This window comes from Enterococcus sp. DIV1375a (genome assembly GCF_051712205.1).
Taxonomy (GTDB): Bacteria; Bacillota; Bacilli; order Lactobacillales; family Enterococcaceae; genus Enterococcus; species Enterococcus faecalis.
Genome location: NZ_JBIOOM010000001.1, coordinates 1,556,610 through 1,573,682 on the forward strand (window position 1 = coordinate 1,556,610; position 17,073 = coordinate 1,573,682).

The window sequence follows — 17,073 nt, forward strand, 5'->3', positions numbered from 1 at the left end:
TCTTTTCTTATTTATTAAGCACCTTTACCTGCTTTACGTTGGAAGAACTTCACAATTTCCACAATTGGGATGATAGCAAAAGAAGTACCTGCTACAATTGCCCATTGATATGCATCTAAATGTGTAACGCTGAATAAATCATTAAATCCTGGAATAACAATCGTTGCAGCTAATAGCAAGAACGAAACAAGAATCCCATAGTTAAATGATTTGTTGCGGAATAAGCCAACTTTGAAAATTGATTGATAAATCGACTTCACATTAAAGGCATGGAACAATTGAATTAATCCCAAAGTAGCGAAGGCCATGGTTAAAGCATCGCCGTGTTGTAAATCATACAACGCTTGCGCCGATAAGTTTGTGTTAGCTGCGGTATGTGCTGGGAACATAATTGACATTTTATACACAATCAAAGTCAATGCCCCTTGCGTAATCCCTTGATAAACAACACTGCTTAAAACGCCGCCAGAGAAGAAGTTCGATTTTTTACCACGAGGTTCATGGCTCATCACATCACGTTCTGCTGGTTCCACACCTAACGCAATCGCTGGGAAAGTATCCGTTACTAAGTTAATCCACAATAAGTGAACAGGTAACAAGGTATCCCAATTGAGCATTGTTGCAATAAACAAGGTTAATACTTCCCCTAAGTTAGCTGAAAGTAAATATTGAATCGTTTTTTGGATATTTGAGAAAACTTTACGTCCTTCTTCTACTGCCACAATAATTGTTGAAAAGTTATCATCGGCAAGTACCATATCTGAAGCACCTTTTGATACTTCTGTTCCGGTAATTCCCATACCAATCCCGATGTCAGCAGCTTTTAAGGCTGGGGCATCATTTACGCCATCACCAGTCATCGCAACCACTTTTCCTTCTTGTTGCCACGCTTTAACAATCCGAACCTTGTGTTCTGGTGAAACACGAGCATAGACAGAGTAGTGTCCCACGACTTGTGCGAATTTTTCATCTGACAATTCATTTAATTCAGCGCCTGTAATGACTGCATCGTCGTCGCCTTCTTTGATGATGCCTAAACGTGCCGCAATTGCTTCTGCTGTATCACGGTGGTCACCCGTAATCATAATTGGACGAATACCCGCTTCTTTCGCGACTTTTACAGCATCTGCAGCTTCTTTTCTTTCTGGGTCAATCATACCGACTAAACCAGCAAATGTTAAATCTTTTTCCACAAGTTCAGAACTCATTTCGGCTGGAATCGTCTCAACATATTTATAAGCCATTCCTAAAACACGTAAGGCTTGTTTCGCTAATGAGGTGTTTGTTTTCAAAATTTCTTGACGTTTTGTTTCATCTAATGGACTTGTTTCTCCATTTGATAAGATTTCCGTACAACGTTTCAATAATTCATCTGGTGCACCTTTGACAGAAACTAGGAAGCCACCTGTTTTTAATTCATGAACTGTAGTCATTAATTTACGATCAGAGTCAAAAGGAATCTCTGCCACACGAGGTTCAGCTGCTACTTTTTCGGTTACGTTAAACGCATGATCTAAACCAAATTGTACTAAGGCAGTTTCTGTTGGGTCACCAATTAATGAACCATCTTGAGCGATTTTTGTATCATTCGTAAAGTTCATGATTTTTAAAGCCATATTATCGGCAGGGATTTCTGTGGAAGCAGATAAAACTTGACCATCTGTATACAACGCTTCAACGGTCATTTGATTTAAGGTTAGCGTACCTGTTTTATCTGAACAGATAATATCTGTACTTCCTAATGTTTCAACGGCTGGTAACTTACGGACAATCGCATTTTTCTTGGCCATTTTTTGGGTACCTAAAGCCAAAATAATTGTGACAATCGCTGGTAATCCTTCTGGAATTGCCGCTACAGCTAACGAAATTGACGTTAATAACATGTCAATCCATGAACGACCATTCATCATTCCTACCACAAACATCACCGCTGCAATGACTAAAATGGCAATTGTTAACATTTTACCCAATTGGTTTAAGTTTTGTTTTAAAGGCGTTTCCGTTTCTTGTTCGCTTGCTAGCATGCCAGCAATTTTACCGACTTCTGTATTCATTCCTGTGCCAACCACAACGCCAAGACCACGTCCATACGTCACATTACTATTTGAATAAGCCATATTGATTCGGTCACCGATACCAATATCGGTTCCCTCTAAGATGGTTACTTCTTTTTCAACTGGAACAGATTCACCGGTTAACGCTGCTTCTTCAATTTTTAAGCTATTCGCTTCCAATAAACGTAAATCAGCTGGAACGACATCGCCTGCTTCTAATAAAACAATGTCACCTGGCACTAATTCATCACTTTTAACAGTAATGACGTGTCCATCACGGCGAACATTCGCATTTGGTGAAGACATTTCTTTTAATGCTTCAATGGCTTGTTCCGCTTTAGCTTCTTGGATGACCCCAAAGATGGCGTTCAAGATAACAACCACTAAGATGATAATCGAGTCTACCACATCATGGGAAAAGACGGCTGAAATGACCGCTGCCGCTAATAAAACAATAATCATAAAATCTTTGAATTGCTCAAAGAATTTCACGGCAAGTGATTTTTTCTTCCCTTCATCTAGCACATTTTCCCCGTACGTTTCTAAACGCTTTTGAGCCTCCTGTGCACTTAATCCATCAGTTGTTGTGTTCATTTTCTCCAAAACAACTGTGTCGTCTTGTGCGTAAAACGCTTCAGACAATTGTGTTTTCTTTTCTTCTGACATGTTCTTCCTCCTCTATTTTTTGCAGCATCCTTCAAGTACTATTTTACATTTCATCAAAAATAAATGAAAAAAAATAGACTTGTGTATGCTACTTCGTCGAACATACATAAGTCTCACCGTTTAAGACAACACCAGAAATTGCTTTCGGAGTTGGTGATGTTGTCACAGCATAAATACTGTCAGTTACTCCCTCATGAAAAAACTATTTAACATTGATTGGAGAACCAATGTTATGAATAATTACTTAATTAGTATACCGTTTTCCATTCTTTTTTTCAAATAAAAGTTCTGCTCATTTGAAAAAAACTGAAATCCTTTCATTCGGATTCCAGTTTCTTGATTTGTATTCGTAAAATACGTTGTTGCCCCCGCTTTCTCGACCAACTAATAACCCAAGAAAGTAAGAAAAGACTAATCACAGTTCCCTCACGAACAAAAATCGGCAAATGATAACTAATGGACAATCCTAGTGCTAAACTGACACAAAAAATATCAACTAAATAACGATAAACCTGAAAACTATAGCGCGTTCTTTCAGAAATAAGTGTACAAAATTTTTCAATGGGAAATTGCAAAACACCTAGCGCAACTACCTGTCCTGTCCCGATTCCTGCTATGATTGTCCCTAAAATAAATAGAACAATTTTAACTAAATAATTTTGAAAAACAAGCGAACCAAATAATTGATATAAGAAAAAATTAATGACAAAACCAAAGCCAATTAACGCCACCAAAATAATCAAATAGTCCTGAATTTTACGCTGCTGATCTAACAACCAACACGTGCCTAAAAAAGCGAAATTAATAGCTGTGGTAACAGTTCCGACTTTTAAATGAGTAAGTGTTGCAAAGGTCACATTAAATGCATTAAAACTACTAACTCCAATGCCTGCTTGAATTGTCAAACTGATGCCCAATGCACTAATTAAATAAAAAAGAAACGATAGCACAATTTTTTTCTTCCACATTATAAAAACTCCTCTACTCTTGATACGTCTATTATGTGCTACAATAGAAGAAACAAATAGGAGATATCTCCTATTATAAGGAGAAAAAATGCTTAAAACAGCCTACCAAGAATCACCGAAACAAGAATTAGCTAAAAATACGCCTTTTTTTAATGAAATTGATTTAAAACACAGTTTTATTATCGATTTTGAAAATCAAGAATTCATTCATCACCAAGCAGAGCCATTAAATTATCTTTTTTATTTAATCAAAGGAAAAGCGAAAATTTTAAAAACAGAACGCAATGGCCGCCAATCCATTGTTCAGTTTTTAACGACAGGTGATTTAATTGGTGATTTAACATTAGTTCAAGCGGAAACGATAACCAAGGACGTTATCGCCTTAGGTGAAACCTGTTGTTTGGCTATTCCTTTAGCTTATGCAGAAACTGTTTTAAAAAACAAGGTACTTTTTATGCAGCAACTCAGCCATTATCTAGGGAAAAAAATGCTCCAACGAGTGGACCACTTTACAACGAATCAGACCTATGAACTAAGTTATCGGTTAGCAGAATTGCTATTGGTTGCCGCTAATCACGAAGATGTTTATAAAGAAAAACATACTGAGATTGCCGAATACTTAGGGGTTAGTTATCGCCATCTTATTTATACTTTCAAACAATTTCGAGAGCGCGGCTTTATTCAAAAACAAGGAACTGCTTATCACATCAACCGCTTAGCGTTACATTCTTTTGTACAAAAAAAGAAGAGTTAAAGTGGTGGATTGTTGACAAATAGTGCGCTTCCAGCTACCCTATTCTTATTAATAAGAAAGAAGGGACAGCAATGGAGCAAGCATCATTTACTGTATCTAGTTGGCAAGAACAACCGATTGACAATCTTAATGAAAATTTCCCAGTGAATCAAGCGAGCGCTACTTATCAATTGTCAGGCGCCTTATCTGGGACAGCTTCTGTGGAATACTTAATGACTTATCAAGGCTCTTCAATGGCTGATGGGCTTGAAGCTGTGGCTCAAGTGGTCGGTTTCCTACATTTCGAAGGAACTTATTTAGGAAAAAAAGGCACCTTTACTGCTTGCGAAAAAGGGACGTTTACACAAGGTCTTTTAGACTGTCCTGGTGAACTATTTCAAGCATCAGGTGAGCTTGCCGGTTTATCTGGTCGCTACACTTATGAATTTAGTCAAGAAGAAGCGCTTCTTCATTTAGACTTTGTATAATAAAAAATTTTAAGGAAAGTTGGTGACATTATTTTACTTATTTTAAATTTGGCGGTTGTAAAAGACAATGGGTGTTTTTGATTAGATTAAACTTTTAAGGAGAAAAATCATGAAAAACACCCGAAACACCGTCCCATCATTACTAATTATTATTTTGCTTGTGGGATTTCCACAAATCAGCGAGTCGATTTTCACACCTATTTTGCCAGCGCTTAGTTCTGCTTTTAACATTCACGATAGCGTGGCACAATTAACCATGAGTATTTATTTTGTTGCCTTTGCCGTTGGCGTTTTATTCTGGGGAATTCTATCCGATACGATTGGACGTCGCCCAGCTATGTTATTAGGAATTTTATGCTATTTAATTGGAAATATTGGCCTTTTTTTGAGTCCGACATTTCCTTGGCTGTTATTCTTCCGTTTAATTCAAGCATTTGGTGCAAGCGTTGGTTCTGTTATTACCCAATCGATGATGCGGGAAAGCTTTAACGATCTTCAAAGAGGGAAAATTTTTGCTCAAACAAGCGCTGCCCTATCGCTATCTCCTGCCATCGGACCCTTAGTCGGCGGACTTGTTCAAACCTATTTTGGCTATCAGCATGTCTTTAGCACCTTAATTGTCATGGCTGTTCTATTACTTTTCTATAGTTTTTATCGTTTACCAGAAACCTTTCACTTAGGAAATACCTTAACGAAAGCGCCTTTTTGGTCCGTGGCGAAACGCCTTTCCTTCGACTCGAAAGTTTGGTGCTACGGCTTATTGATTGGGGGCATTAATGGTTTATTGTTTAGCTACTATGCAGAAGCTCCGTTTATTTTCATCAATCACTTTGGCTTTAGCAGTGTCCAATATGGCTTTCTTGGTTTAGTTTTAGCTGTGTCTAGTATTCTTGCTGCGGTTCTTATCAATTGGTTGCTAGGATATTGGTCAGCGGAAAAAATTGCCTTTGCTGGTTTGCTGCTAAGTATCTTTGCGGCTTGCTGTTTATTAATAATGACACAATTTGAAACAATCATTGGTCTTATTTTGTTTATTTTTCTCTTTTTCTTAGGGATTAATATTACTTTGCCCAATGCCTTAAGTATGGCCTTAAAAGGCTATGAATCTGTAATTGGTACTGCCAGTGGGATTTTTAGTTTTGTCTATTACTTGTTTGTTAGTTTCTTTACCTATTTGATTAGTTACTTTCACAATGGCACCATTTGGGTCTTACCGCTTTACTTTTTAAGTTTTGCTTGCCTGTTAGCTTTCAGCTATTATGTCATTGTTTATCGTAAAACTTTAAAATAAAAATCAAAAAACACACGAATGTTTCGTGTGTTTTTTTAGCTAAAAAAATTGATTTTCTAAACTATATTGCTTCCCAGAAACAATGTCATATTGAATCAGTCGGTATTCCTCATATAGTTGTTCTTGCTTTTTATTCATTTCTACTGTTTTTTTCCATTCCCCACCGAGATAGTAATTTCCCTTTTCAAAAGCAGGCAATTGTCCTTGTACCTCATTTAGCATAGCGTAAAATCCCGATTGCGGTAAGCCGCTTTGTTGGAAAAGTGAGGGAGCAAAATAAAATGGACTAATGATTGCTTGATGCTGATTTTTTTCTGTTAACTGGTTCGCCGTATCATACATTAGAAATTCTGTCTGGTGAAGGGCTGCCCCTTCATTCAACGCTTGAATGTTTTCATCATAAATACTTGGTAAGTGATCTCCCCAAAAAACGACTAATGTGCGTTTGGGCATTTTTTCGATTTCTTGTAGGAAATTTTTCAAAGCTTCGCTACTGTAGGCAATATCTTGCAAGTAATTATTGAGCGCGACTTGATTGCCGTTTCCTTGAGAAAAATAATTGGACGTTGTGTATTTATTTTCATAGGGCATATGTGTTTGCATAGTAACTAAATGAATGAATTGCGGTTGCTCTTTTTCTTTAAGCAGTGTCGTCACTTCCTGATACGCTGCTTGATCTGAAATGTAAGGATTATTTTCTAGTTTATCCGTATAGTTCATTGTTTTTTCATTGATAAATTGATCAAAACCTAAAATTTTATACACATCTTTTCGTTTATACATAGATGTATTGTACGGATGAATAGCCGTTGTTTGGTACTTTTGTTCCTTAAGTAATGAAACAATGGAAGGCAATTCCTTCATCTTAGGAATCATCATTGTATAAGGTGTAGTCATTTGGGCATTCATTAATTCCATCGAAAAACTTGTTAGGGCTTCAAATTCAATATTCGCAGTTCCGCCCCCGTAGTTTTGTGAAAGCATCTGGCCACTGTAAGTTTTATCAGCGATTTGCTGATAATCAGCTAAAGGATTACCAATAATGGACAAACCTTTCAGATGATCTGGATTTGAAAAACTTTCACTCATGACAAACACAATATTTGGTTGCTCATTGCTCGGCACTGGTTTCGCCTCGGCCAACTTTTGATATTTCTGAGTAATTTCTGAAATAGCTTCTTTTGAATAACCCTTTGGTTGGTCCATAGCCTCTACTTTTAAATTATATAGAAAACCACCAATAAATCCTGTATTGTAGTAATTCATTTTTTGGCTGTAAGGAATCCATAACGCGGTTTTATTATAGGCTTTACGTAACAAATTTTGCGGATTGTTAAAATCACCAATATATGAAAATAGACCAATCGAAAGAACAAGACTTAACACACGAATCGTTTGTTTTTTCTTCGATAAAAAGAAACTTTTATAAAAGGCTTTTCCTAAGAAAAAAAGTGCTACACAACCTAACGCTACCACAAAAATAAACGGCCATAAACCAACCATTTCTTTTAATAAACTAACTTCTGTGATCATTTTTAAGTCGTCTGGGTAAATAGGTTCGACACGATAAAACATCTTTTGATAGTCCGCAAATCCTAAAACACCTATTATGACACTATATAAAAGAGCGCCAACTTCTAATGAACCTGCCAAACTACATAAAAAAAGTAAAAAAACACTTAGCACAAAACAACCTAAGAAAAACTTTTCCGTATGCCACGAAAAAGCAAACTTGAAGGCTAAATCAACAGACAAGTTATTCTGACACCATTGCAAATATAAATTACTAAAAATAACTAATAAGATGAACCCGATTCCATACAAAAGGTAGCGGTAGGGCCATCGCCTAAATTTTTCAACTCTCTTTTTCACATCGATCTCCTATTCAAAAACTAGTAATGTATTTATTTTATGCTTCTTGAAAAAGAATGTAAAGAAGTAGCTAGCAAAGAAGTCTAAGGAATGGTAAAGAAAAAATGTTATTTGTTGCAAAAATAATTTTCCAGTGTTATAGTAACAATGGAATTTCGTTATCAGTTATCGTCGCCTTTTTAGAGTACTTTATGAAAGGAGAATAACTATGACTTACAAAGTAAAAAACATTCAATACCGTATTCAATTAGACACAGACAAAAATATTTTCATTGTTTTTGATGCAAAAAATGAAAGTAAAACAGCAACTGGTCACACAATTGAAGAAGCAATTGCACACTTAAAACAATTAAACTAAGGAGTGACAAACATTTCCATGCAAGACCCTTTAGGTAGTTATTTAAGCTAAAAGCCGTTTAGTAAAGAAAAAATACTAGACGGTTTTTTTGTATCTTCTTCGCCTTTTATTTTTTACATAGTATACTGAAACAAACGGAGGTGTTTTTATATGACCATCATTGCAAACTATATTCGCCAGCAACCCCAACATCAAACACAGTTAACAGAAATCTACCAAGCAATTTTAGCGGTTGTTCCTCAGGAGACTACTGAAAAAATCGCTTATGGGATGCCGACCTTTTACTTAAATGGCAATTTAGTGCATTTTGCGGCGGCCAAGCAACATTTAGGTTTCTATCCTACGCCATCAGCCATCCAACGTTTCAGCAAAGAATTACGCCCTTTTAAAACCTCGAAAGGTGCCATTCAATTTCCCTACACGCAAGAGTTACCTCTTTCATTAATACAGGAAATAGTTAAATTCCGTGTACAAGAAAACATGAAGAGCGTGGGACAAAAATCACTTTGAATTTTTGTCCCACGCTCAAAAACTGATAAACGGCGGGAACAGAAGCAACTCCTTCGGAAATAAGCCGAAATTCTCCAAAAATTAAAGAACAATTTTCGGAAATTCCTTCTTATTTCTCGGAGTTAAACACTTCTGTCCCGACCTCTTCATGTTCTTAAAATTTTTTCCATCGCTTTTCCCTTGGCCAATTCGTCGATTAATTTATCTAGATAACGGATTTTTTGCATTAAAGGATCTTCAATTTCTTCCACGCGATAGCCACAAATTACGCCTTTGATCAATTGGGCGTTTTCATTAAAATTGGGTGCTTCTTCAAAAAATGTTTCCATCGTTACTTTTTGAGCCAATTGTTGTTGCAAGCCTTTTTCATCATAACCAGTTAACCAATAAATAATTTCGTCAACCTCCGCTTGCGTTCGATTTTTACGTTCTGCTTTTTGGATATATAGCGGGTAAACACTGGCAAAGGTCATTGTATAGATTTTCGGTTTTGTCATTGGTTTTCCTACTTTCTGAAGTATTCTCTCTTCAGTCTACCACAGGCTTGCTGGAAAAAGAGGCTATTTTGTCTTAGTAATCAAATTGACGATAATAACGACGAATCTCTAATGGGTGACAATTTAATTTTTCTACATGCGCATCAATGCGTTGCGTTACTGCATGCATTAGGAGAAATGAAACAACTCGACCACGATATTTTTCACTAATTCCTGGAAGTTCATACGCTTTCGAATCAATAATTGTATAATTGGCACAGATTTTCGGCAATAATTTTGCTACTCGTTCTGCCAATGGTCGCTGCTCGTCTTCTCCGATAAATAACGTTACTGGCGTAGTTTCGTCTACAATTTCTAGCGTTCCATGTAAGAACTCTGCTGCATGAATTGATTTTGAACGAAGCCAACTTTGCTCTTCCCAATAGCACATTGCATAAGAATAGACCGCTCCCCATTGGTTTCCTGCGCCAATAAAATAGTGAATGCTATCATGACGATGTTTTTCCGCGAAAGCTAAGCCAAACACATCGGCACTTTTTTCAGCTTCAGCTAAACCTGTAGGCAAATATTCTTCCAATTCTTGGTAATAATTTTCGTAATCTGTAAATTCGTTGTTTTTTTGCATTAAACGATCAGCTACCATAAAGAACTTGATTTGCTCAGTTCCTGGGGCTGGATAAGTCACCACATAATCACATAAATCTGCTAAAAGACTATCTTTTGCATCAATAAAACCAAATAGCGTTGCGCCGACCTTTTTGATTTCTTGAACGGCTTGCACCACTTCTTGTGTTGTCCCAGTAACGGAAGACAAGATGACGAATGATTTTTCTGTTAAACGTTTATTGCCTGTTGTGTAATACTCAGCAGCATGTTGAACATAGATTGGTAAATTACTTTTTCCATTCGCATAAGTAACTGCTTGCATGGCTGAAGCATAAGTACCGCCGATTCCTAAATAATAAACCGCATCAAATCCTTTCGTCCAAACTTGATCAACAACTTTTTCAACATCTGAACGCAAGGCTAAGGCACCTCGTATGTCTTTGATTTGTTGTTCTTCATTAAATTTTAACATGACTGATTTCCCTCTTTCTTTGCTATTTTACTTTTTAGGACACAATCAAAATCATCAAAAATCCGTTGAGATAAATCAATTCCTTTACTTGTAGCTACTTGATACGCCAAATATTGAAATGGAATAACTAACAATAAAGGACTAATTTTTTCTTCGACATCACTTGCTAAATCTAACGTATTTGATGCTCTCGTTGAACGCGTTGTAATTGTGTAACATTGGCCAACATAACTGGCTAGATAATTTTTCAAGGCTTGGCTACGTGCTTGAATAGGACTTTGATTTTCAATAAAAAACAAAAGATGTGTAGTATCCGCTTCAAGATAAGGCCCATGCATATAGGCTTCGACTTCAAATCCTTGGGAAGGTAAGCGAACTGTTTCTGTAAACTTCGTCTCAAACTCTTTCGCCGTACCAATATTGGGCCCATAACCAATTGCGATAAATCGTGTCCCCTCTGTTAATTCTTTTTTCGTTTTTTGCCAAAATTGTTCGGTTTTATAAATCACCGAATCGATTTCCTGAATTGCTTTGGCAAGTTTTGCTAATTCTTCTTCAACCTCTGCTTTTGTTAATTAATGCTTTTGATAGCCCAGTTTCAATCCAAATAGAAATAAATTTAAAAGTGTTGCCGTATAGCCTTTTGTGACAAAACCAACTGTTTCAAGCCCCATTTTTAAATCCAGGACTTCATCCACAACCTCCGTAATCGGGCTGGTGACATCACTTGTCAAGGCCACTGTTTTTACAGACGTTTGGTTTTTAATTTTTGCAATGGCATCAATTGTTGAAGCACTTTTACCACTTTGCGAAACCGCTATGACCAGATCAAACCGATCATCCACTTTGCCATAATGAGCAAAATTGAACGGCTCTTGGATTTCCACATAAATAGGCGCCACTTCTTCAAGGTAAACTTTAGCCGCCTGACAAGCGTTATGTGACGAGCCAGTTGCTAAAATTAGACAGTGCGTGACCTTTGAAACGTCTGTATCAGTTAATTGAAATTGGTTAAGAATCTGAGTTAGGGCTGCTTGCTCCTCATTTATATAATCCAGCATCGTTTTCATATTTTGCCTCCTAAAATAGACCAATTAATGAGCCAAGAATTCCGACAATTGCCATGCCACCTAAAATCGCTAAAGGTTTTACTTCTTTTTTCAATAAATAAAAAACAAAACCAAAAGATACAAGCGGTAATAATTTAGGCATGATATCGTCAAAGATACTTTGAACCGTGACTGCATTTTTGCCACTTCCGCTGATTGTAATCGGGATAGTTAAATCAATCATGGAGGCGGTCATAGCACCTACCACCATCAAGCCAATTATTGAAGCGCCTAATGTGAGACTTTCCATCATGCCATTTGCTTGAATTTTTTTGAGAAAACCAGTTCCTAATTTGTAGCCCCAACGATTCAGTAAATAACGAACAATCACATGAGGAACGTTAAAAATGAGTAAAAATAGAATTGGCCCTAACACATTCCCTTGTAAAGCTAACGAAGTTCCAACACCTGTTGCAATCAAGCGTAAGGTTCCCCAGAAAAAGGAATCACCTAAACCAGCTAAAGGTCCCATTAACGAGGTTTTAATACTATCGATTGTTCCAACTTCAAAATTTTCGTCCAGAACATTTTCTTCTTCCATTGCAGCATTAATTCCTAAAATAAACGTCACGATATGCGGCGTAGTATTAAAGAAAGCAAGATGCCGTTTTAAAGCTGCCGCCATCTCTTCTTTTTGAGGATATAATTTCTTTAAAATAGGGATCATGGCATAGACATAAGCCATATTCATCTGACGTTCATAATTCCATGAAAATTCCATTTGAAATGAACGCCAAAAGACTTGATTAAGTTCTTTTTTTGTAATTAAGTTTTCTGTCTTAGTTTTAGAAGTCTTCGTCATCATCAATTACCTCCCCACTCGTTGTTTGTATTGTTTCATTCTTTCCTTTGGCATAATTCATGATATTCACAACAATTACTGCTGTAATGGCACCCAAAATTGCTACTCCTGTTACAGGTAACTTAAAGTAGGCCATTAAGACGAAGCCTAAAAAGAAATATGGCGCCACTTGTTTGTTAATCAGTAAGCGTGCAAGCATCGCAAATCCTAGCGCTGGAATAATCCCCGTTGCAACAGACAACCCATGTTGAATAAATTCAGGGATCAGATCAAGTAAGCTTTTAATGGTGTTACTGCCCACGGCAAATGAAATAGTTACAATGAGCGCTAGCATGAACGATAAGCCAAAGCCTGCAAGTAAATGCATGCGCTCCACCCCTTTATATGCTCCTTCTTCAGCATACTGATCAGCTTTTTGACTCATGATTGGGATGAGCAAACCCAAATAAATATTTTTAAGAATCAACGTTAACGTTGCGATTGGCAAGCCTAAGACTAAGGCTGTTTCTGTTCCTGCGCCAGCAGTAATAGCAAACGCTGTACCAAGAATCCCACCAGTCACTACATCAGGTGGGATTGAGGCGCCCACTGAAAAAGAACCGATGAAAGCTAACTCTAAGGTTGCGCCCATGATTACGCCCGTTTTGACATCACCTAATACAATTCCGACAAATAAACCGGTTACAATTGGTCTTGAAAGCAACGAGGTACCTAAAGCATATTCCGACTGCGCAATAAAAGCGATGCAACCTAAAAGAATCGCTTGTCCTATCATTTGTATTTCTCCTTTCTACAAGACATTTAATGCTGCTACTTTTTTGTCATTTGGGACTTGTCGAATTTCAACTTCACAACCATTTGCGACCAATTCTTTAACCATTTTTTCTTCATCCGGTGTGATATTAATTGCTTTAGAAATGTTTCGAGTATTTTCCCTTACTTTCATCCCTCCTAAGTTAATTTCTTTTATTTCTGGACAAGCAGTAGCCAATCGATAAGCATCCTCCACACTCTCAACTACAATAAAAAGTTTGTATTTTTCTGTAACACCACTTTTTAGTGCGGCAATCGCATCTTCAATCGTTTTAATGACCAGTTTTACTCCTGCTGGTTTAGCTAGCTTAATGGTTGTTTTTCGAATATCATTTTTAGGTACGTCATCATTTGCGATTAAAATACAATCGGCGCCTAAGCCTTGGGTCCATGAAAAAGCCACTTGACCATGTAACAAGCGATGATCGACTCTTAACAATTTAATCATTTCATTTCCTCCTAAAATTCTTCTTCTAAAATTTCTTTACTAGATAACTCATTACAATAACAAAGACTTTCTTGTCCGTTTTCAACGGCACGTTTTACTAAATCAACTAATGAATCAACAGTATTTATTTGGGTATATATTTCAATTAACGTTGCTAAATTTAATCCTGAAATTAAATGCATTGCTTGTTTCCCCACATAATTAAAGAATTCGTTATTCACGCTTCCGCCAAATAGGTCCGTAATCACAATTAATTCATTTTGTTGATTGTTCTTTAAAATGTCTTTGACCGTCTTGGCTAAATCATAAGGTTGTTCCATATAAGCGCAAAGACATTCCACATTCTTTGTTTCACCACAAATTAAAGCTAATGATGTCTGAATCCCTGCAGCGAAATTACCATGTGTTGCCAGAATAATTTTACGTTCCATTTTCTTCACCTCACTTACTTCTTTATATAGCAAAAAGAGTGCCAAAAAAGTGGCACTCCCTCCTTTTTATTTTAAAAATCGCTTTCTGCGTTGTTAAACTCCGTTTTTCCAAACAACACATCATAGACATAAAAAAGCTCCGATTCAGGTATATTGACACTATAAACTTTTTCAATGACACTAAACGCCTCTTTTAACTCTTGCAAGACCGTTCTTTGACACTGCTTTAATTGTTCGGCGCCATTATAATTTTCAATAGGTTCATTCCGGATCAATCGTTCAATTAAACAACTGACATGGACATATACCGCCAATTTACGATCATTTTGAATCGTTTGTTGCCACCGCTCTTCTAATTGAATTAAAAAGACTTCTACTTGTCGAATAATTTTTTCTGTATCTAAAATCGTCACTGATTGAATGACCCGATCTAATGAAAAGTTACGAATCAACTCATGATTTACATAGGACAGCATATCTTTAGTTAATTCTCTCTTTGTCCATTCTAAAAGGGTCGTAATTCCTTTTCCTGCAATCAACTCTTCTAAAGAGATGTACGGGAGGTCATTTGAAGACGGGTTGTTTGTACCGATGATGCCGACAATCTCATATTCTGGAAAACTTTCTTTGATCGACTCTGCATTACGTAATTGATTATATTCACAAGGAATAATCTTTAATTGTGCTTCCGCAGGTAAACTTTTTTCAAGTAAATCTCTAATTTTAACGGCTGTGCCAATTCCGGTACTACACGTTGTTAAAATGACACGTTCCGTTTTATTTTCAGGTAATATGATTTCCCATTCATTTGGATGAACCTTTAACGCTTTTTGGGGCAATTCTTCAAAAGAAACTTCGTCTTTAATGGCTTCTCCTATAGATAGAGCCAAGCTTGTTGTCACATTATTCATTAATAAAAAAGGACCTTCTTCTTCTGCCGGAAAATACTGATAAATTTCTTTCAATGAACCCATATCAAAAAGAATTACTAAACCATTCCTCGTTTCTTGACGTTCCATATAGTGAATTAAGTGTTCGGAAATTTTTTTGGGAGTAACATCTAACGGCATGTCAAACGATTGAAAAATTGGCACATTTAACAGCCGATTTGCAACATTCGCAATACTACTTGCTGTGGCATATCCGTGGGCAACAATCACCGCTTTCGGATAGTGACTTTCCTTTACTGAACCCGAAGAGTGAAGATAAATGGTGACAATAATTCGATCCATCTGGGATAGCTCAATATCTAATGAACGTTTCACTAAAGTTAACAGTTGTTCAGCGTAGCCATAACTAGTTGCTAATTTGGTTTGAACTTCTGTTAAAAGTTCGTCAATGACTGTTGTAGGTTCTTTTTCTGGAAACCAATCAATACATCTTCGTTGAAACAGATAGGTGCTTAATGCTTAGACTAAACTGCCATTAAACCGAATTTGATAAGACGATTCAATCGTTTCCAATAATTGACGGATATTTTGCGTAATAAACAATAGCATTTCGTGATTTTTCTCTCGCTTCTTTTCAAATAATAAATCATCGAATAAGCGTTCAATTTCTTTCGAGATGTCGTTATTGGCAGTGGAAAGATGATGATGGTGAGAGACATAAAGACGAAGGATTCGTTCATAACTCTGGATAATTCTTCTTTGCGCAAGCTCTGTTTCCTCTAACAAACTAACCAGATTTGTTTGCCCATCTAAACGAATAGGCAATTCATTTTCATCAGGAGCTAGTCTGATCGATTGATCCAGAAATTCTTTCGGTAGATCGTGCAAAGTGATTGGAATAACATGTTTGTCAAGATTGACGGCAAAGCTGCGTGCAGTAATAATTTTTATATTATTTCTTAATTCACCTACATTGCCTACATAATGGTGGTTTTCTAAAAGTTGGATAACTTGTGGCGTGATAGTAACTGCTTTTTGAATAGCTTGCTGTTCCTCATAAAATGCTCGCATAATTAATTGTTTTCTTTCCGCTTGAGTGCGTTCAGCAAGACTTGGGATTTTAATTTGAATAGGAATTCGTCTTAAAAATGTCGTTAAAAAGGTGCTAGAAATTTCTTCAGTTGTGGCAAAGCACAACCGACACGTAACAGGAATGGGCCGATTGGTTTCACCCATCCGATAAATGATACCCTGATCTAAAAATGTAAACAATTTTTCCTGCCCTTCAGGACTCAAACGATGAACTTCATCTAAAAATAAAACGCCCCCTTCTGCACTTTGAAAGGCTCCAATTTTATCGGAATCTGCTCCTGTAAAAGCGCCTTTAAGATGCCCAAATAATTGACTAGTTAAAAGCTCTGGATTGTTGGCATATTGCGCACAATTAACTGTCACAAAAGGTGCTGAATCGTCAAGTAGTTCTTTTTAAAGACAAAACTGATAATATAAGGATGCTAAAAAACTTTTACCCGTACCACTTTCACCTGTAATTAAGACAGGTAATCCACCGCCAGGATAAAGCGCTGCCATTTTTAATTGTTCGATGGTCTGGGCTAAACTACCGCGATAACCAATGACCGACTGAAAAAAATCACTTTTGCGATCAAAAACAGGCTGTTCATCGATCATTTCTTGGAAACTTTGATAAACAGTTCTTTTTAAAAGATAGTTTTGTTGTTGAAACGCTTCTTTATGAAAAAAGTAAACTGGTCGTGTATTGATCTTAACTAGAATCCCTTCTTCGTTTAACTGATTTAAATAGTGACTAGCTGTATTTCGTTTGATAGAAAATGTCGTTGCAATATTGCTTGCTGTGAAAATTTCACTGACTAAAGATGGTTCAAAAAAAGCTGTTTGATTGCGTAAATAATCAACAATTTGCGTTTTTAACATAAAATCACCTCTCGTTTATCATAACGTACCTAAAAAAAACGTCAATATTCAAAATTTCTTTTGTTATTTTTCTTTATATAAGGGGCCCATTTTTTATGTTATTTAATCACAG

At 36.6% G+C, this 17,073-nt stretch carries 14 protein-coding genes and 2 pseudogenes; 5 read left to right on the forward strand and 11 right to left on the reverse strand.

Annotated features, from left to right (window positions below; genetic code table 11):
- Positions 1–14 precede the first annotated feature (14 nt).
- Both IGJ63_RS07605 and IGJ63_RS07610 read right to left on the reverse strand, forming a co-directional pair.
- Positions 15–2,720 (reverse strand): cation-translocating P-type ATPase, encoded by a 2,706-nt coding sequence (locus tag IGJ63_RS07605; protein ID WP_002377094.1) that lies wholly within the window; start codon positions 2,718–2,720, stop codon positions 15–17.
- 317 nt (positions 2,721–3,037) lie between these two features.
- On the reverse strand, positions 3,038–3,688 hold the full coding sequence (locus tag IGJ63_RS07610) for a YczE/YyaS/YitT family protein (protein ID WP_002366868.1): 651 nt from the start codon (positions 3,686–3,688) through the stop codon (positions 3,038–3,040).
- An 88-nt stretch (positions 3,689–3,776) separates the two neighbouring features.
- On the opposite strand from IGJ63_RS07610, the gene IGJ63_RS07615 reads away from it, so the two are divergent.
- The 3 genes from IGJ63_RS07615 (at position 3,777) to IGJ63_RS07625 (ending at position 6,200) form a co-directional block, all read left to right on the forward strand.
- A complete protein-coding gene (locus IGJ63_RS07615) occupies positions 3,777–4,442 on the forward strand; it encodes a cyclic nucleotide-binding domain-containing protein (protein ID WP_016626586.1) in 666 nt (221 codons plus the stop codon).
- Positions 4,443–4,513: 71 nt separating this feature from the next.
- Positions 4,514–4,909, forward strand: a complete 396-nt coding sequence (locus IGJ63_RS07620; RefSeq protein ID WP_002362038.1) for a DUF3224 domain-containing protein — start codon at positions 4,514–4,516, stop codon at positions 4,907–4,909.
- Positions 4,910–5,018: 109 nt separating this feature from the next.
- Positions 5,019–6,200 carry a multidrug effflux MFS transporter gene (locus tag IGJ63_RS07625; protein WP_002365813.1) on the forward strand — a complete coding sequence of 394 codons (1,182 nt, stop codon included), beginning with the start codon at positions 5,019–5,021 and terminating at the stop codon, positions 6,198–6,200.
- A 39-nt stretch (positions 6,201–6,239) separates the two neighbouring features.
- On the opposite strand, the gene IGJ63_RS07630 is transcribed toward IGJ63_RS07625, so the two are convergent.
- Entirely contained in the window at positions 6,240–8,072 is a 1,833-nt protein-coding gene (locus IGJ63_RS07630; protein WP_016626585.1) for an LTA synthase family protein, read from the reverse strand.
- Between the two features lie 208 nt (positions 8,073–8,280).
- Between IGJ63_RS07630 and IGJ63_RS07635 the strand changes: the two genes are divergently transcribed.
- Together IGJ63_RS07635 and IGJ63_RS07640 are read left to right on the forward strand one after the other, a co-directional pair.
- Positions 8,281–8,430, forward strand: a complete 150-nt coding sequence (locus tag IGJ63_RS07635; RefSeq protein WP_002357118.1) for a hypothetical protein — start codon at positions 8,281–8,283, stop codon at positions 8,428–8,430.
- 150 nt (positions 8,431–8,580) lie between these two features.
- On the forward strand, positions 8,581–8,940 hold the full coding sequence (locus IGJ63_RS07640; protein ID WP_002364154.1) for an iron chaperone: 360 nt from the start codon (positions 8,581–8,583) through the stop codon (positions 8,938–8,940).
- A 146-nt stretch (positions 8,941–9,086) separates the two neighbouring features.
- On the opposite strand, the gene IGJ63_RS07645 is transcribed toward IGJ63_RS07640, so the two are convergent.
- The 8 genes and pseudogenes from IGJ63_RS07645 to IGJ63_RS07680 form a co-directional block, all read right to left on the reverse strand.
- Positions 9,087–9,437: a DUF2200 domain-containing protein gene (locus tag IGJ63_RS07645; protein ID WP_002360043.1), complete on the reverse strand. Its 351-nt coding sequence runs from the start codon at positions 9,435–9,437 to the stop codon at positions 9,087–9,089.
- A 73-nt stretch (positions 9,438–9,510) separates the two neighbouring features.
- Positions 9,511–10,515 (reverse strand): SIS domain-containing protein, encoded by a 1,005-nt coding sequence (locus IGJ63_RS07650; RefSeq protein ID WP_002395203.1) that lies wholly within the window; start codon positions 10,513–10,515, stop codon positions 9,511–9,513.
- Positions 10,509–11,585: pseudogene (locus IGJ63_RS07655) on the reverse strand (SIS domain-containing protein). The gene IGJ63_RS07650 and the pseudogene IGJ63_RS07655 overlap by 7 nt, the downstream one beginning before the upstream one ends.
- Before the next feature lie 10 nt (positions 11,586–11,595).
- Complete coding sequence (locus IGJ63_RS07660) at positions 11,596–12,429, reverse strand: PTS system mannose/fructose/sorbose family transporter subunit IID (RefSeq protein WP_016626583.1); 834 nt, start codon at positions 12,427–12,429, stop codon at positions 11,596–11,598.
- The gene (locus IGJ63_RS07665; RefSeq protein WP_002395205.1) at positions 12,410–13,201 is read right to left on the reverse strand and encodes a PTS mannose/fructose/sorbose/N-acetylgalactosamine transporter subunit IIC; all 792 of its coding nucleotides are present in this window, start codon (positions 13,199–13,201) and stop codon (positions 12,410–12,412) included. The genes IGJ63_RS07660 and IGJ63_RS07665 overlap by 20 nt, the downstream gene beginning before the upstream one ends.
- Positions 13,202–13,216: 15 nt before the next feature.
- Positions 13,217–13,687 (reverse strand): PTS sugar transporter subunit IIB, encoded by a 471-nt coding sequence (locus IGJ63_RS07670; protein ID WP_002395206.1) that lies wholly within the window; start codon positions 13,685–13,687, stop codon positions 13,217–13,219.
- An 11-nt stretch (positions 13,688–13,698) separates the two neighbouring features.
- Positions 13,699–14,118 (reverse strand): PTS sugar transporter subunit IIA, encoded by a 420-nt coding sequence (locus IGJ63_RS07675; RefSeq protein WP_002389037.1) that lies wholly within the window; start codon positions 14,116–14,118, stop codon positions 13,699–13,701.
- A 71-nt stretch (positions 14,119–14,189) separates the two neighbouring features.
- A pseudogene (locus tag IGJ63_RS07680) lies at positions 14,190–16,961 on the reverse strand (sigma 54-interacting transcriptional regulator).
- Positions 16,962–17,073 lie beyond the last annotated feature (112 nt).

Bases quoted from the DNA above. Each gene is read 5' to 3' on its own strand.
- IGJ63_RS07605 (WP_002377094.1), bottom strand. From the start codon at position 2,720: ATGTCAGAAGAAAAGAAAACACAATTGTCTGAAGCGTTTTACGCACAA.
- IGJ63_RS07610 (WP_002366868.1), bottom strand. From the start codon at position 3,688: ATGTGGAAGAAAAAAATTGTGCTATCGTTTCTTTTTTATTTAATTAGT.
- IGJ63_RS07615 (WP_016626586.1), top strand. From the start codon at position 3,777: ATGCTTAAAACAGCCTACCAAGAATCACCGAAACAAGAATTAGCTAAA.
- IGJ63_RS07620 (WP_002362038.1), top strand. From the start codon at position 4,514: ATGGAGCAAGCATCATTTACTGTATCTAGTTGGCAAGAACAACCGATT.
- IGJ63_RS07625 (WP_002365813.1), top strand. From the start codon at position 5,019: ATGAAAAACACCCGAAACACCGTCCCATCATTACTAATTATTATTTTG.
- IGJ63_RS07635 (WP_002357118.1), top strand. From the start codon at position 8,281: ATGACTTACAAAGTAAAAAACATTCAATACCGTATTCAATTAGACACA.
- IGJ63_RS07640 (WP_002364154.1), top strand. From the start codon at position 8,581: ATGACCATCATTGCAAACTATATTCGCCAGCAACCCCAACATCAAACA.
- IGJ63_RS07645 (WP_002360043.1), bottom strand. From the start codon at position 9,437: ATGACAAAACCGAAAATCTATACAATGACCTTTGCCAGTGTTTACCCG.
- IGJ63_RS07650 (WP_002395203.1), bottom strand. From the start codon at position 10,515: ATGTTAAAATTTAATGAAGAACAACAAATCAAAGACATACGAGGTGCC.
- IGJ63_RS07660 (WP_016626583.1), bottom strand. From the start codon at position 12,429: ATGATGACGAAGACTTCTAAAACTAAGACAGAAAACTTAATTACAAAA.
- IGJ63_RS07665 (WP_002395205.1), bottom strand. From the start codon at position 13,201: ATGATAGGACAAGCGATTCTTTTAGGTTGCATCGCTTTTATTGCGCAG.
- IGJ63_RS07670 (WP_002395206.1), bottom strand. From the start codon at position 13,687: ATGATTAAATTGTTAAGAGTCGATCATCGCTTGTTACATGGTCAAGTG.
- IGJ63_RS07675 (WP_002389037.1), bottom strand. From the start codon at position 14,118: ATGGAACGTAAAATTATTCTGGCAACACATGGTAATTTCGCTGCAGGG.